Genomic DNA, 16,330 nt, shown 5'->3' on the forward strand with positions numbered 1-16,330 from the left:
TACCACCATGATTGAACTGTTTTTTTGTTTTTCCCGTTTTCTCATCAAGTGAAACGGTTGGTTCTCCTTTCTCTTTCATGTATTGACCCAATTGGAGCAAGTGCTACAATGAGTGAAGATCTCATCGGACCTGAAAGGATACCCATTATGTTTGAACTAAATAAGTTAGCCAAGCTTTCATATAATCAGGATAATCCCAAATCTCCTTACCTATTTTCGGGTATTACAGTAAAGATTCAGCAAGCGGAACGTATCGCCCTTATCGGTTCATCAGGGCAAGGGAAAAGTACACTTCTACGTATCTTGGCCTTACTGAGCTCACCAGATGAAGGAATGATGCTATTGGAGGGAGCCTCCTATCAAGAGGTTGGGGCACGAAACTGGCGGAAACGAATTTGCTATGTTGCTCAGCAAGCGGTCATGCTGCCTGGGAGCGTTGAGGACAATTTACGTACAGCAAGCCGATTGCATGGCAAGTCATATGAAAGGAAGCTAGCTGATGAATTGCTAGAGACATCGGGACTGAGCGAGTTGGATCTTCAAAAGAATGCCCGTGAATTATCTGGTGGAGAAATGCAGCGGATTGCTTTAATTAGATCTATGCTACTGCGCCCATCAGTACTGCTTTTAGATGAAGTGACATCTTCCTTAGATGCGATGAATACAAGGGCTGTCGAGCAATTACTACAGAAGTGGCATGAGAAAGAAGGAACTACCCTGATAGGGGTCACGCATGAGCTTGAACAAGCGGTGCGTACGAGTGAACGTGTATGGTTTATGTCAAGCAATACGATACTTGAAGATGCGCCAACAGCGCTTTTCTTTAGCGAGCCATCTACAGAGGCAGCGAGAAAATTTATAGGGTTAACTAAAGAAGAGGTTCAATTATGACGATGTTATCACTTAGCTTTACCTTATTATTCATACTCGCAACGATGTTGATATCATTTTGGCAGAAGCTTGGATTAGAAAAAGAGATCGCAATTGGCACGATACGATCGACTCTGCAATTATTATTTATTGGATATGTGCTGCATTACATTTTTCAATCGCAGCATGTTGTGTACTTGATGCTCATTATTACGCTTATGATTTCTGTAGCCTCCTGGAATGCGGCCAAACGCGGCGGTGGCATGCCTGGCATTCTATGGCGAATCGCCTTGTCGATCATGACGGTGGAGATTCTAATGATGGGTATGCTTCTGGGGCTGCATCTCATTGAAGCCACACCGCAATACATCATACCGCTAAGTGGCATGACCATCGGAAATGCTATGATCGTATCGGGCTTGTTTATTACTCAACTTAAGAGAGAAGTTCTTGCGTCCAAAGGCGAGATTGAGGCGCTATTGTCACTTGGAGCTTCCGCAGGACAGGCACTGCAAGACGTAAGGAAACGAGCGGTTAAGTTCAGTATGATCCCGACCATTGACGGCATGAAGACAGTAGGACTTGTTCAGCTTCCAGGGATGATGACAGGTATGATCGTGGCAGGTGCTGAGCCAGTGGAAGCTGTGCGTTATCAAATTTTAATCGTATTCTCCTTTACCGGCTCCGCAGCAATTACTAGCATACTGTTAAGTGTCCTCATCTATAAGTTAGTGTTTTCGGAACAGCTGCAATTAAAGGTTTTTCACGAGGGAAGATAAGTAGTTACTGTTTTGGATAAAATAGACAGCACAAGAAACCTGAGGGATTGCTGCCCTTAGGTTTTTTTATGCATTCTGGTAAATCTTCGATTGACGTAAAGGTGTAAACCACCTATACTGACCATGATTCTCATTCTCATGCTTGTATTTAACTTCATTCCAAAGAAGGTCTCAACAAATATGCTGACAAAGAAACGAATGATCCAATCTATAGCGATCTTTCTGGTCGTTTGTTCCATTGTTATCACATGGCAATGGTTCGATTCAAAGGAATGGATTCGCGATGTAGGGCTGCTCTTCCACCGGCCCAAGTGGTTGGTCTTTATGGTAATTGCATACCTAGTTTCCTTTCTTCTCAAAGCGGCAGCTTGGCGAATTTACGCGGGACAAGATGTCAAATTCGCGGTCTATTTTCATGCGATTAGCTACAGTTTGCTCGTAAACCATGTGCTGCCGATCAAGGTGGGAGATGGGGTTCGAACCGGTCTATTAATGAAAAATGGCGGAAAGTCATGGGAGGATGCACTCCATTCCGTAGCGGTTATGCGCCTGCTGGATATGCTTGTGCTGGCGGTCATTGGAGGCATTGGTATCGTCCGCATGGGTCTGCCTTCTTCTTGGATGTGGGTGACGCTGCTGGCCTCTGGCACAGCGATTCTCGCAACGGCTCATTATTTACCTGTGATTCGCAAATTCCCATTTGTCGTCAAACATTCTGCCTATTTTCATCTTAAAATGCTTTCGGGCAAAGGGCTCGCCATTCTGGGCTTCATCACATTCAGTTGGGTACTAGAAGCGGGAGTCATTCTCGCAGTCTCCCAAATTATTAATGTGCAATTAGGAAGCATTTCGCTCGTATGGGCCAATAGCATGACGATTGCTGGGCAAATTTTTCATATTACACCAGGGGGCATTGGCACCTATGAAAGTACGATGAGCGGCTCACTTGCCTTATTGGGTGTGGATGGGAAAGACGCTTATCGAGCGGCGCTATTGTCACATACGTTTAAATTTCTATTTGCCTATGCGTTAGGTGGCTATTCTTTGTTACGGATGCCGCTGCACTTTCGAGAAATGAAAGCTTGGATTAGCCGAGTCACAAGTCAAACGAAATCACAATCCTATAACAAAGTGCGGAAGGAAGATTAATATGAAAAAGGCATCATCTTTTGAGATTGTTGCAGCCCGCTGTTGGAACCTATTGAATGAGGGGAAACCGTTTACACCAATTTTCGTTGTCGGCGTTTTTCTGCTGTACCATATCGGTGTATGGTCTGATTCTAGCTTTTGGAGCGCGGCGGGTCTAGGGCTAGTGATAACCATGCCTCTATTTGTACTATATTATTGCTTCGATTTTCCGCTCTTTTTACGCAATTATTTATGGTTGCCACTTATTGCCGCACTTCTTATTTGGGAACGAAATGAACTAACTCTATATGTGCTGGCGTTAGGGGTGTTTTATTTCTTTACGATATATTTCTGGGGCACGTTTTACTACCATTTGCGAATTGGAACGACCTGGTGGAATTTCACACGCTTCTGGAAGCTTGTCCTGAAAAATAGTGACTCTACAAGCGGCAATGCGCAGGAGCAGATGCCTAAGTTTCTGCTGTTGCTGTTTGTATGGAGTCATTATTATGGTCAATTCGAGGCGGATGTTTCGGCTGATGTGGGTACAGGGCTGCTATTTGCAGGCGGTTTGTTGATCTACAGTTTTATTCTGCACCGTAACTTATTCGACTGGAAGCCATCAGAAATTCCAACGTATACACGTGATTCAAGCCCTGTACAAGCAGGCGGTAAAGCATTGAACCAGAAGGTGATCGTTATCGTTGTGGATGGCATGCGCAAAGAACGCTTTGAGGAAGCGAATGCCCCATTTATGAAGAAACTGCGAGCAGAAGGAACCGAGTATGCGCAAATGGAAACCGTATATCCAGCGCGTACCGTTGTATGCTTCTCCTCGATGTTTACAGGTACATATCCACGTGAGCATGGGATTCGCTCCAATATGGTGTGGAGGCTGGGTATTCGGGTTGAGAGTATTTTCGATTCCCTGCGTAAAGTGGGCAAAAAAGGTCGCTTGCTGGGCATTGCACACTTGATTGACTCCATGGGAGACGATGTGGAGAGTGTGACGGCTGTCATGCACAACGATGTTGCCGATCGTAATATCATTGAGCGAGCGAAGAAGATTATGGCAGAGCAAAATCCTGACCTACTCGTTGCCCAATTAATTGGAGTTGACCAAACAGGTCACAGCCGAGGTGTTCTCTACGATGATTACACGCAAAAGATTGCCGAAGCGGACCAACTTATTGAAGAGTTCGTCGGTTGGCTCGAAGAGCGCGGTATGATGGCGAATACAACACTGATCATCTGTGCCGATCACGGACAAGCAGACGGCATTGGCGGACATGGGCATCTCGACGAAGGCGAGCGTTATGTGCCTTTCTTCCTGCACGGTCCAACCATCGAAGCAGGCCGTCGCATTGATGAGAAGCATTCACTCGTCTCTATGGCGCCGACGCTGGCTTATTTGCTGGGAGCACCCTTCCCAAGCCATAGTCGTGGACCTGTTCTAACGGAGGCTATTAAACATCATGACTAAGAAAAAAATCATCGTTTTCATGCCTGCACATAATGAAGAAGAGAATATCAGCGGGGTCATTGCCCGCGTTCCGAGAGATTTCCACCCGCAGTATGAGGTGGAAGTACTCGTAATCGACGACGGGTCTAAGGACCTCACCGTCCAAGTTGCGCGCGAAGCGGGGGCCGACCACATTGTGTCGTTTCCGCACAATCAGGGGCTCGGCGCAGCCGTTCGCGAAGGGCTGAAGCAATGCTGCCTGCTCGGCGGCGACATTGGCATCATGATTGATGCGGATAATGAGTATCCGCCGGAGCAAATCCCGGACGTCCTTGCGCCCATTATCAGCGGGCGCGCCGACTACACCTTTGGCTCACGCTTCAAAGGCCACATTCAAGGGATGAAGTTGCATCGCCGCTTAGGCAACTATACCTTTACCCTGCTGCAGGCGATTTTACTACGCAGATGGATTTATGACGGCCAGTCAGGGATGCGTGGATTCTCACGCGATGCCATGGAGAACGCCGTCATTATCCATGACTACAATTACGCCCAGGTGCTCACGATTAATCTGGTTCGTCAGGGCTACCGTTTAGAGGAGATTCCGATATCGTACCAAGTACGGACCAAGGGTCAATCCTTCATCAAGTTCAGACAGTATGTGTCTTCCGTAATTCCGGCGATTTACAAAGAAATGAGACGTCCTGTCTCCCGCAAGCGCAAGGCCACTGTCCAAATGCATCGAGATGAACCGAGCTTATGACACGTAACGCGTTAGTAATGGCGCTTTTTGCAGCTGTGGTTATAGCTAGTGTGATCTGCCTTAGTCTGCTATATGCGAGTCCTTATGTGCGCACATGGGACGAGGTGGACTTCACACTCGCATTGCATCGGTATGATTTACTGGCCATGCAGCCTCATTTTCCTGGATATCCCTACTTTATTCTGGGTGGTTGGTTTATTAACCAATGGATGAATAATCCCGCTATAGCCTTATCCGTCTTCAATACCTTAGCGGCATTAAGCTCCGCGATTCCTATGTTTTTATTAGCACATCGTCTGACGGGCAGCGGCATCAGGAGCCTTTTGCTGCCCGCACTCGTTTTAAGCAGCCCCTACATTTGGCTCATGTCCTCGCGTCCCATGTCGGAATGCGCAGGCATGGCCATGCTGTGGTGGTTTCTTTGGAGTATCCGCTTTGCGTTGGATCGTCCGCACGCTGTGCTGCGTCACGGGCTAGCGCTGCTGATGTTCAGCTTCTTAATGGGGATACGCCTATCTTTCTTTCCTTACGGTTTAGCCTTAGTTCCCCTCTGGTATTCGCTTTGGCAGCAGGGGGCTACCCGTTGGAGGAGATGGCTCCGAGTAGGAGGTTCAGCTCTAGCAGCAGGGCTGTTTCAATTGATTTGGGTAGCTGGCTTGGTACTTTCGGAAGGAAATGTGGCTGGCTTCTGGAAGTTGTCCCTAGCTTTTGTAGAGGGGCATTTCTCTGAGTGGGGCGGTGGCGTGATCTCAACGCCGATGCCCATGGGGGAACGAATCATCCTGCTATTCGGGCAAAATTTGCTAGGTTCTGCCCTTTTCGGTGGTTCCATTCTTATTGGTATGAGTCTCGCGATTTTGGCTGTCATAACGTTGATCGTGCGAGGATTCGCCGCATCGACAGGGCATCTTAATAAAGAGAACAGGAATTACTTACTTTGGTTGGTCGGTTGTGCTGTTCTTTATTCCGTATGGGCGTTAATAGGTCAAAATATCGAAAAGCCTCGACATATTGTTCCAGTGGTTTCGCCAATTTTATGCCTCCTGTTTGTCTACATCATTCGAACGGCAGATGCTGTGAAGGCCTCAGATCCTAAGTCGCGTCTGTTGAGACTAGCACCAAAGTTACTATACACGCTCTTCATTAGTCTCATTGTCGTACAGGTTTTCTATGGCTCGCAGCTATTAAAAAGGCAGGCTTTGGACGAACCAGCGATTTATCAGCTGCATGACTATCTGAGTAGCTTGCATGAGCCACTCATTCTATTTACATGGGAAGAAACGAGAGTCCTACAGTACTTACAAGCAGATTACGAACATGAGCGCATCTATACGTATGGGTATTTTCAATCATTGGCAGGAGCCAATTCGGAACGACGCGTTTTTCTAACCGATCATGTTGTGCAAGGTTTTGCGGCTCAAGGGAAATCGGTGGAATCGCATTTAAAACAGATTGCCGAGTTTACATCCGATACGTTGTTTGACCCTGCCTATGGACACGTGACTTTATTTGAATGGGTTCGTTAGTTACCACTATGAACGGACGATGAACAATGTGTGATCAAATTGTAAAATAAAGGTTGACATAAAAATGGACAATGATTATCATTATCAATGACATTGAGAATCAAATTCATTGCAGAGGTGAAGTTATGAAAAGATGGCTACTAGCCGGATTGACTCTTGTGTTTGCGGCATTATTAATCCTGCCGACTTCCGCGCTGGCCTACTCTTATGGTGATGCGAATACCGAAGATGTAGCAGAAACCTTTAAACTGGTGCAAACCAGTATTGGCGAGGGTGCGAATGATTGGGGAGCAGCCGAAGGTGCCTACAAAGAGCGAAGAGCAGAACTTGTAGCACACTTTGGTGAAGAGGTCGGTAAGACATTAGATGCAAATTTCCAGGCGAAGGATAATAAATTAGTCATTGCTAATTTCAAAGCTGTCCTGGTTATGAACTTAGATCGTCGCTTTACCTATGCTGGGCAAGGTATTTCTGACTATGCGGAAGCAAAACTTCTGTTGGCTAAGGCCAAGGCAACCTATGATTCCCTAGAGCCTTACATGGGATCAGGTAAAGCGGAAATTGATAAAGCATTTGATGCTGCTTTGGAAGCACTGGGTAATCCAGGATTGTTCGGCGTTGGGAAGAAACCCGTGCAGCCTGCTGTATTTAAGGAAAAGGTTGATTTTATTTTTGGTAAGGTAAAGCCGCTATTTCCTTATAAAGCTTACAGTGCACCAGCACCAGTTGCCACAAGTACACCGACGCCTACTGTCAAGCCGGTAGAGACGACAAAGACAGACCCCGTTGTGAAGGCGGAAGTTAGCCCTAAGCAAGAACAGCCTGCTGCAACAACGGATGCCAAACCAGCAGAGACGAAGGCACCAGACGCAACGGCAACAGTTGCGACAAGTTCTCCTGAACCGTCTGCATCAGCATCAGCGAGTCCAAGTCCAACACCGACTACCGAAGCTGCTAATCCTACTGCAACAGTAGAAGCACCTGCTAAAGCTACGGAGACAGCTAGCACAGCTGTGAAAGCTGAGCCTGCGAAAGAAGCAGCCGCTCATGCACCTATGCAACGCACAGACAAAACGAATCCGTGGGTCAGCGTGTCCGTGATTGGTGGAGTTATCGTTATACTGGGCGGGGCCGTATGGTTTGCTCGCAAAAGAAAGTGGATTTAACCGTTAGGTCAACCTAAAAATTGAGATGAATAGAGGAGAAAATTATCATGCGTAAATTTCTATCTGTCGTATTAAGTGCTTCAATCGCTCTATCTAGTGTTGTTACTGTTTCATCCGTTGCTTTTGCAGAAACGAAATTCCAAATCAAAGAAGATCAAACGATCTCCGCTAGCCTTAAATCTTTCACGGATATTAAAGCACTCTTCACAGATAAAACCGATAAAGCCGTTCTTGCTGATATTAAGAAATTATATGTAGATAAATTCCAAACCGATGTTAAACGTCTGGATGTCAACATCAAAGCAGATGATCCTAAAATGGATGCTAACATCTTGCTTATTTTGGATGCTGCCATTAAAGGTGACTTGCCAGTAGGTCCAGCGAATGAAGCAATCGATAAAGGTTTGCAATGGTATTACTTCTTCGCACTTCGTGATTTGATGAGCAACCAAGTACGTCCTGCATTGACGAAAGGCGACATCGCTGGAGCGACGGCTGCTTTCGATAAAGTCGTTCAAATTTATGAAGGTGCTCTGCAAGCTAACGTTGTAAAACGTGATACGAAGTATAACTTGAACATGGTACCACTTTTGAAAGCAACAATTGAGCTAATCCAAAAAGATATCAAAGACAACAACGTGAATGACTTTAACTTCCACCGTCAAATTCTTGACAAAACATTGATCAAAAACTACGCGCTTGCAACATATACATATGCTGAAAATGTTGGTTTGGCTGCGGCAGCTGACCAATCCAAAGCAATCACAGAAGGTTACTTCCTCTACATGCCTGTTTATACATACCTCAAAGGTGGAAGCCCTGCTGATGCTGACTTCGTGAAGAATGCATTCGCTTCAGGTGATGCTAGCAAAATCAAACAAGCTGAAATCGGCGATGCCCTTCAACGTACGATGATCGGTAAAGTATCTGAATATCTTAACCAAATTCTAGTTAAACAAGAAGCTGGTGACCTGCAAGGTGCACGCGGATATGTTGCTGAAGGTACGATGTTCCTTGCTAGCCAAGAAGTGTTCTTGGGTAAAGAGAAATTTGCAGCTGCAAGTGTTGCGGCTACGAAATTAAATGAAGCTGTTGATAAATCCGATGCAGCCGCTACGAACGCAGCAATCTTTGATATCGTAAAATTCCTCGTTGACAAAGATGGTTCCAGCTTAAAAGTGAATGACAAAGGATATAAAGTAAATGGCGCTGCTTTCACAGCTGAGAATGCTCCGTTCGTTAATCAAGAAAGCGGCCGTACGTTAGTGCCGGTTCGAGTTATTGCACAAGCGATTAATGCGCAAGTTGAATGGGTTGAAGCAACGCAAACGATCGTGATCACGAAAGATGGCAAGAAAACAGAAATCAAAGCTGGTTCCGATCAAGTTGTTGAGAATGGTAAAGTAAACGAGAAAGTTAAATTGGATCAGCCGGTTGTTCTTCAAAACGGGAGTTCATTCATCCCATTGCGTGCAGTAGCTGAGTTGTTCAGTTATGGCGTATTCTATCAAAATGGTGAGATCATCGTTCTTCGTTAATCATCTCGTTCGGAAGGGAGACACTTGTGCTGTAAAAGCACAAGTGTTTTTCAATGTTCAGTGCAAGGAAAGAGAACAGGAGGCAGATCATGGATTTACAGGCATTTCTCATTACGTTTCGCGAAGCACTGGAAGCCATTCTCATTGTAGGTGTCATCCTTACTTATTTGACTCGAATTGATGCGATCCATTGGCATAAATGGGTATGGGTTGGCGTGTTTTTCGCCATAGTTGTCAGTTACGGCTTGGCTCTTGCCTTCCAGGTTTTATTAACTGGTTTTGCAAGTATGGGTAGTCAGAATTATTTGAAGATCGGGATTATGCTCGTCTCATCTGGTTTATTGACACATATGATTATGTTCATGGGCAAACAAAGCAGTGAGATGCAAGGCAAGGTTCAGAGCAAGGTTGCTCATATATTGACCATTGGCGGCGCTATTAATATGGTTGTTCATTCCTTCTTGGTTGTTGTGCGTGAAGGCGTGGAGACGGTATTCTTCTTCGCTGCTATTACGGGTGGCGACATTCAGAAAGCGCTTGAAAGCTGGGGAGCTTTATTCGGTCTGGTGCTAGCCGCAGTGGTGGGACTTCTCTTTTTCAAAGGGACCAAGAAGATTCGTTTAAGTACGTTCTTCCGGATAACTGCTGTCTTCCTCATGATGATTTCGGCTGGACTGTTTGTTCAGGCGATTGGGATTATGCAGGATTTAGGGATTATTGGCAGCCTATATCGAACAGCTGGTCACCAGATAGGTGAAATTTACAATATTACAGCCTTTATGCCAGAACATCCTATTGACGGTGTACAATATCTGCGTGATTATGGGAAAGAGCCGCTTATTAACGGCCAAGTCGGTATTTTCTTTAAAGCTTTCCTTGGTTATACGCAGAATCCTTCGCTGGAAGAGTTCGTAGGTTACTGGGGATATTACTTCTTAGTATTCATTCTTCTAGCTGTTCAGAAGAAGCGTCAGGAACAGCAACAGATCCAAGAAGATAAAGTGGCCGCGTAATACATAGGAGATACGACTGTTAATTGATTATCAACATGAGGAGCGAGGATAACGATGAAGATAGGAATTGTTGGATATGGCCATGTAGGCAAAGCGATTCATGCTTTATTTCCCAAGGCTGTTATATATGATGGACCTCTACAGATGGGCAGCCAAGATGAGGTGAACGCTTGTGACATGGTGTTCGTTTGTGTTCCGACACCCTCGCTTCCGAATGGTAAATGCGATACATCTATTGTGGAAGAAGTTATTGTATGGCTGACATCTGAAGTGATTGTTATTCGTTCTACTGTACCAGTTGGCTTCACGGATGAGATGAAGGAACGAACAGGGAAGAGAATCGTTTTCCAGCCTGAATATTACGGTGAAACCGTGGATCACCACTTCGCGGACTTGCGTCACCGTACATGGCTTACACTGGGCGGCGCATCTGCCGATGCTAGCCTTGTGGTACGTGCGTATCAGCAGGTGTATAACGCGGAAGTGAGAATACGGTTGACAGATGCTCGTACAGCGGAAATGGCGAAGTACATGGAGAATTGCTTCCTTGCGCTGAAGGTGTCATTTTGCAATGAGTTTTATGATATCGCTGGTGCTTACGGCATTGATTACAATGAATTGCGTGAAGTTTGGCTCGAGGACCCTCGAATCGGGCGAAGTCATACATTTGTCTATGAGGATAATCGCGGTTATGGCGGCAAATGCCTGCCGAAGGATGTTAACGCACTCATCAGCTTCGCTGAGGATAAGGATGTTAACGTGGATCTAATGAGAACGGTACAGCAGAAAAACAATCGACTTCGGGATTTGAATGAGTAGAGAAATGAAGGAGAACTTCACATAATTAATGCTATACTACCGGAAAAGTTCATAACGAAGCCCAGTAAATTAGATAGTTAATTTACTGGGCTTTTTTGTGCAATAACGGAATGAAGCTAAAAGCTAAATCATTACGATGACAGCAAAGAATGATTACTTGAAGGTTACACATCCGCTAAACGCCCGTCATGTAAGGGTTTTCAAGGTTGAGTAAAAGAAGTTAAATGAGTACGATAGCCTGATATTCATTTCATAACTTATGATACGAGGGAAGCCAAACACATACCAGTCAGGAGGAAGTCGAGTGCCGCAACCCTTGGAAGCACAAATGCAAAGAGCTCGATTAAGCTCATTTAAACGATCACAGCTAGTGCGAGATCTCTTAAGAGATCGATGGATGTATCTACTTTTGTTTCCCGGGATCTTATATTTTGTCGTATTCAAATATGTTCCGATGCTTGGTCTGGTCATGGCGTTTCAGGACTACAAGCCTTTTACCGGATTTATAAACAGTCCATGGGTTGGCTTTAAACATTTTGAACGATTTTTTATGGAGCCCCAATTCTGGTCACTATTTCGAAATACTTTGTTGTTAGCTATCTATAATTTAGTCTTCTTTTTTCCACTTCCGATCCTATTAGCTCTTATGATTAATGAAGCGCGAAGAGAGATGTTCAAACGAATCGTCCAAACATTGCTCTATTTACCGCATTTCATTTCGTGGGTAGTTGCTGTAGGTATATTTTATGTGTTATTTACGACAGAGGGTGGCGTCGTTAATGAGTTGCTGGCACAATTCGGGATTGAGAAAATCCCTTTTATGCTAAGCGAAGAATGGTTTAGACCCATGATTATTGCGCAATCGATTTGGAAAGAGGCAGGTTGGGGGACGATTATCTTCTTAGCTGCTTTGTCTSGGGTCGACTTGCAATTATATGAGGCTGCTCGGATGGATGGGGCTGGTCGCTGGCGTCAACTCTGGCATATTACGATACCTGCGATCCGCAGTACGATTGTAATCCTGTTTATTCTACGTTTGGGAAGTTTCCTGGATACAGGCTTTGAACATATCTTCCTGATGTTGAACTCGATGAACCGTGAAGTGGGCGAAGTGTTCGATACCTATGTGTATATGAAGGGTTTGACACAGGCGCAATATAGTTACAGTGCTGCAGTTGGTTTGTTCAAATCGTTAGTGGGGCTGATACTTGTCCTCGGTGCGAACAAGCTAGCGAAGAAGTTTGGCGAAGAAGGCGTTTACTAGGAGGTGTAATCAAATGCCAACGAATGACAATACATTAAGCAATAAAATATTTGATTGGGTTAACTATGCCTTACTAACTCTTGTTTCCTTGATTACGATTATACCGTTTGTCTATATTGTTTCGGTATCCTTTGCAGCCCCTTCAGAGGTTGTCAAAGGCGGATTGCTCTTGATACCTACCAAATTTACGTTTAGCGCGTATAAATACATTTTTTCAACAGACACCATGATTAGAAGTATCGGAGTATCGATATATGTAACCGTTTTAGGAACATTGATCAATCTCATACTCACCTCGTTTACAGCGTATCCATTGGCTCGGGCCACGTTGCGTGGGCGTAAAACCTTTATGCTATTAATCCTCATTACGATGCTTTTCAGTGGCGGTATGATTCCGACCTATTTCGTCGTCAAATCGGTTGGTCTAATTAATTCGTATTGGTCTCTTATGATTCCAACAGCCATTAGTGCATTTAACTTAATCGTTCTAAAAAACTTTTTTCAGCAAATTCCAGATGGATTGGAAGATGCTGCGAGAATTGACGGCTGCAACGATATCGGGACTTTATTCAGAATCGTGTTACCCTTGTCCATGCCAGCTATGGCGACTTTCGGACTGTTTTACGCTGTGGGACATTGGAATACGTTCTTCCATGCCGTCATTTATATCAACGATTCTGAGAAATGGCCCGTACAGGTTGTGCTTAGGCAAATTGTGCTCATGTCTCAAGATAAAATTGGCGATTCGACCTCACAGTCCGATCCGACGGATTATTTGCCTCAAACGATTCGGATGGCTTCGATTGTCGTCGCGACAATACCGATAGTTCTCGTCTATCCATTCTTACAGAAGCATTTCGCGAAAGGCGTTTTATTAGGTTCGGTAAAGGGATAACCTATAAGGGTTCATCTTTGCATATGTACCATATTATTCATAATCATGGAGGGGTAAGAATGATGAAAAAAAGGTATATGGCTTTACTTTGCTCCATCGCGTTGACAACAGGTACACTTGCAGGTTGTGGAAACAGCACAGATCCGAAGAAAGAAGAAAAAACGGTGGATAACACACCACTAGAGGTAACCATTGCTACGCCGCAGGTAGGGGAAGCGCCTAAAAAGGGCAGCGATATTGAGCTTGCGATAGAGAAATATACGAATGCCAAAATTGATATTCAATGGATTCCAGATGCTGCTTTTGAAGACAAGAAGAACATCATGATTGCTTCTAGCGAAATGCCGAAAGCTTTTAAAGTGAAAGCTAACGCTTCGACCCTAAATGCCATTCAGTCCGGCTTGTTCTGGGAAATTGGCCCGTTATTAAGAGATTACAAAAATTTATCGGAGCTTAGTCCGATGTATTACGACAACATTAAAGTGGATGGCAAGCTGTACGGGCTGCCGTTATACCGAGACATTGGACGTGCAGGCATCATTTATCGTAAAGACTGGTTTAGTGGGCTCGGCTTAAAGCCTCCGGTTACACTAGACGATTGGTACAACATGGCGAAAACAGTGGCAGAAAAAGATCCTGATAAGAATGGTCAAGCAGATACTTACGGCTTCTTCTTGGATAAAAACTATAACGATCCAGTGCTTAGCAGCAGCTTTTTAACTCGTCTATCGGTTCCGAATGGCGCACCTAATAAATGGGGGGTTGAAAATGGTAAAGTCGTAGCTGAATTTATGACGAAGCCATACATGGACTCCTTGAAGTTATTGAAACGTTTGTATACTGAGAAATTAATTAATCAGGATTTCTCCATTGTGCAAACAGCGGATTCCGATAATAAATGGAACGCGGGTAAAGTCGGCATCCGTGTTAACACGGTAGCGACAGCTGCTGCACTTTCTTTTGATAATGTTTCGAAATCAACGCCAAGCGCGGTTGTGGATGTCGTTCCCTTTGAAGGTCCATCTGGACTTAAAGTTCCGGCTGAGTCTGGAAACAACGGTTTCTTCCTATTCCCTAAATCAAGCGTGAAGACGGAAGCGGAACTGAAGCGCCTATTAGGCTTCTTCGATAAGCTGCTAGATGCTGAAATGTCAACGCTGCTGACAAGAGGGGTTGAAGGCAAACACTTTACCAAAACAGAGGATGGCAAGGGTCAAATTAAAGATTTGACACTGTTCAACCTTGAGGTTAAACCGTACCGTGATAGCTTGCCGTCATTTGAAACAGCAGGAAAAGGACTACCGTTGAAGCAAAACGAGCTGCAGGCAAAAGGTTCGAAGATCGCTCAGGATAATCTGAAAAGCGTCGTTCCGAATGTGGCCCAGACATTTAATTCGAAGACCTACGCTGAAAAAGGCGTTGAGCTCGATAACATGATTCGTGATGCCCAAACCAAATACATTATGGGTAAAATCGACGATGCTGGCTGGCAGGCCGAGCTCGATAAATGGATGAAAGCAGGCGGCGAGAAGGTCATTGCTGAGTACACGGCAGAATACGCGAAGCAGAAGAAATAGAGTGATCCATAAATATAGAGTCTGAGAGACGGAGTGAGTACATGCTTACAAATGTAGATGCTATCGAAAAAACCGCTTATATCAATGGCTGCTGGGTAGAACTCGGCAGCCGCCCTGCTAAGGACCATTACAGTCCCCTAAATACGGAGTTGTTAGTAGGACGAAGCCTCCAATTGAGCAAGGAAGACGTTGACTTAGCCGTTGCGAGTGCTAAGCAAGCGCTTCCACAATGGTCTAGCTTGTCAGGTACACAAAGAGCTGCTTATTTGTTTAAGGCCGCACAGAAGATTGAGGATCATCTCGAGGAATTGGCACAACTTCTTACAGCTGAGATGGGAAAACCGATCGGCGAGGCAAGAGGTGAAGTCAATCGCGCTGTCGTACTGTTCCGGTATTACGCAGGTGAGGGACTACGCAGCATTGGTGAGGTATTGCCTTCCACAGACGGAGTATCCCACTTATACACGACGAGGGTACCGCTTGGCGTCGTAGGTCTGATCACACCTTGGAATTTTCCTGTCGCCATTCCTGTATGGAAGATGGCTCCAGCTTTAATATTCGGTAATACCGTTGTATGGAAGCCTGCAGAGCATTCTACCATTACAGCAGCCAAGCTCATGCAGCTCTTGGAAGAGAGCGGCTTCCCGCAAGGCGTAATCCAGTTAGTCAGCGGCTCTGGCTCTGTTGTCGGACAACGTATTCTAGATCATCCTGATGTGACGGGAATCTCATTCACGGGCTCAGATGCTGTCGGCAAGCAAGTTTCGCAAGCCGCATCGTCCCGTCATGCGAAATATCAATTGGAGATGGGCGGGAAGAACGCGACCATTGTGCTTGCGGACGCCGATCTGGAGAAAGCGGCTGATGTCATCATTAGCGCTGCCATGCGATCTGCAGGTCAGAAGTGTACGGCGACTAGCCGTGTTATCGTCGAGAAATCCGTGAAGGAACAATTGACCTCCTTATTGATCGAGCGAGCGAACCGGATTAAGCTGTCTAATCCGCAGGAAAATGACTGCTATCTTGGACCTGTTGTGTCCAAACGCCAATACGAGTCGATTCTGGCATTTATCCAAATTGGTATTGAAGAAGGAGCTCAAGTACTTGCTGGAGGGAAAGCGAAGACGGATGGCGAGTTTGCCAAAGGGTACTATATTGAGCCTACGATTCTAGATCATGTTGACCCGCAATCGACGCTCGCACAAGAGGAGATTTTCGGACCTGTCTTAGTGATTAACGAGGTTGATCATCTTGATCATGCGATCGATCTGGCTAATAGCGTTCGTTACGGATTAGCAGCTGCTATTTTTACACAAAATCAAAAGCATGTTCATCACTTTGTGAATCGTATTGAGGCAGGCCTGATTAAGGTGAACGGTGAAACCGCTGGTGTGGAACCTCAGGCCCCTTTCGGCGGGATGAAGCTATCCAGCTCCTATTCTCGTGAACAAGGACGTGCAGCAATTGAGTTTTTCACACAGGTCAAAACCGTCGTGATTACACCATAGTCGTKGGAACGATACGAAAGGA

14 protein-coding genes are annotated in these 16,330 nt (G+C 45.3%); all 14 read left to right on the forward strand.

The window, feature by feature from the left end; genetic code table 11:
- The first annotated feature begins 108 nt into the window (after positions 1 to 108).
- The 14 genes from AB4114_RS05690 (at position 109) to AB4114_RS05755 (ending at position 16,308) form a co-directional block, all read left to right on the forward strand.
- A complete protein-coding gene (locus AB4114_RS05690) occupies positions 109 to 891 on the forward strand; it encodes an ABC transporter ATP-binding protein (RefSeq protein ID WP_441987554.1) in 783 nt (260 codons plus the stop codon).
- Complete coding sequence (locus tag AB4114_RS05695) at positions 888 to 1,649, forward strand: ABC transporter permease (protein ID WP_441987555.1); 762 nt, start codon at positions 888 to 890, stop codon at positions 1,647 to 1,649. The genes AB4114_RS05690 and AB4114_RS05695 overlap by 4 nt, the downstream gene beginning before the upstream one ends.
- Positions 1,650 to 1,829: 180 nt before the next feature.
- Positions 1,830 to 2,798 (forward strand): lysylphosphatidylglycerol synthase transmembrane domain-containing protein, encoded by a 969-nt coding sequence (locus AB4114_RS05700; RefSeq protein WP_441987556.1) that lies wholly within the window; start codon positions 1,830 to 1,832, stop codon positions 2,796 to 2,798.
- Between the two features lies 1 nt (position 2,799).
- Positions 2,800 to 4,260, forward strand: a complete 1,461-nt coding sequence (locus AB4114_RS05705) for an alkaline phosphatase family protein (RefSeq protein WP_441987557.1) — start codon at positions 2,800 to 2,802, stop codon at positions 4,258 to 4,260.
- Positions 4,253 to 5,002, forward strand: a complete 750-nt coding sequence (locus tag AB4114_RS05710) for a glycosyltransferase family 2 protein (RefSeq protein WP_441987558.1) — start codon at positions 4,253 to 4,255, stop codon at positions 5,000 to 5,002. The genes AB4114_RS05705 and AB4114_RS05710 overlap by 8 nt, the downstream gene beginning before the upstream one ends.
- Complete coding sequence (locus AB4114_RS05715; RefSeq protein WP_441987559.1) at positions 4,999 to 6,528, forward strand: nucleoporin-interacting protein; 1,530 nt, start codon at positions 4,999 to 5,001, stop codon at positions 6,526 to 6,528. Before AB4114_RS05710 ends, AB4114_RS05715 begins: the two co-directional genes overlap by 4 nt.
- Before the next feature lie 125 nt (positions 6,529 to 6,653).
- Positions 6,654 to 7,694, forward strand: a complete 1,041-nt coding sequence (locus AB4114_RS05720; protein WP_441987560.1) for a hypothetical protein — start codon at positions 6,654 to 6,656, stop codon at positions 7,692 to 7,694.
- A gap of 47 nt (positions 7,695 to 7,741) precedes the next feature.
- Positions 7,742 to 9,232 carry a copper amine oxidase N-terminal domain-containing protein gene (locus tag AB4114_RS05725; RefSeq protein ID WP_441987561.1) on the forward strand — a complete coding sequence of 497 codons (1,491 nt, stop codon included), beginning with the start codon at positions 7,742 to 7,744 and terminating at the stop codon, positions 9,230 to 9,232.
- Positions 9,233 to 9,321: 89 nt separating this feature from the next.
- Positions 9,322 to 10,245, forward strand: coding sequence for an FTR1 family iron permease (locus AB4114_RS05730; RefSeq protein WP_441987562.1), 924 nt, complete (start codon positions 9,322 to 9,324; stop codon positions 10,243 to 10,245).
- A 54-nt stretch (positions 10,246 to 10,299) separates the two neighbouring features.
- A complete protein-coding gene (locus tag AB4114_RS05735) occupies positions 10,300 to 11,064 on the forward strand; it encodes a hypothetical protein (protein WP_441987563.1) in 765 nt (254 codons plus the stop codon).
- A 328-nt stretch (positions 11,065 to 11,392) separates the two neighbouring features.
- Positions 11,393 to 12,328, forward strand: a complete 936-nt coding sequence (locus tag AB4114_RS05740) for an ABC transporter permease (protein WP_441987833.1) — start codon at positions 11,393 to 11,395, stop codon at positions 12,326 to 12,328.
- A 13-nt stretch (positions 12,329 to 12,341) separates the two neighbouring features.
- The gene (locus tag AB4114_RS05745; protein ID WP_441987564.1) at positions 12,342 to 13,223 is read left to right on the forward strand and encodes a carbohydrate ABC transporter permease; all 882 of its coding nucleotides are present in this window, start codon (positions 12,342 to 12,344) and stop codon (positions 13,221 to 13,223) included.
- Positions 13,224 to 13,282: 59 nt separating this feature from the next.
- Positions 13,283 to 14,800, forward strand: coding sequence for an extracellular solute-binding protein (locus AB4114_RS05750; protein ID WP_441987565.1), 1,518 nt, complete (start codon positions 13,283 to 13,285; stop codon positions 14,798 to 14,800).
- A gap of 41 nt (positions 14,801 to 14,841) precedes the next feature.
- Positions 14,842 to 16,308, forward strand: a complete 1,467-nt coding sequence (locus AB4114_RS05755) for an aldehyde dehydrogenase family protein (RefSeq protein ID WP_441987566.1) — start codon at positions 14,842 to 14,844, stop codon at positions 16,306 to 16,308.
- Positions 16,309 to 16,330: the final 22 nt, after the last annotated feature.

Origin of the sequence: Paenibacillus sp. 2RAB27 (assembly GCF_052115445.1) — a bacterium.
Taxonomy (GTDB): Bacteria; Bacillota; Bacilli; order Paenibacillales; family NBRC-103111; genus Paenibacillus_E.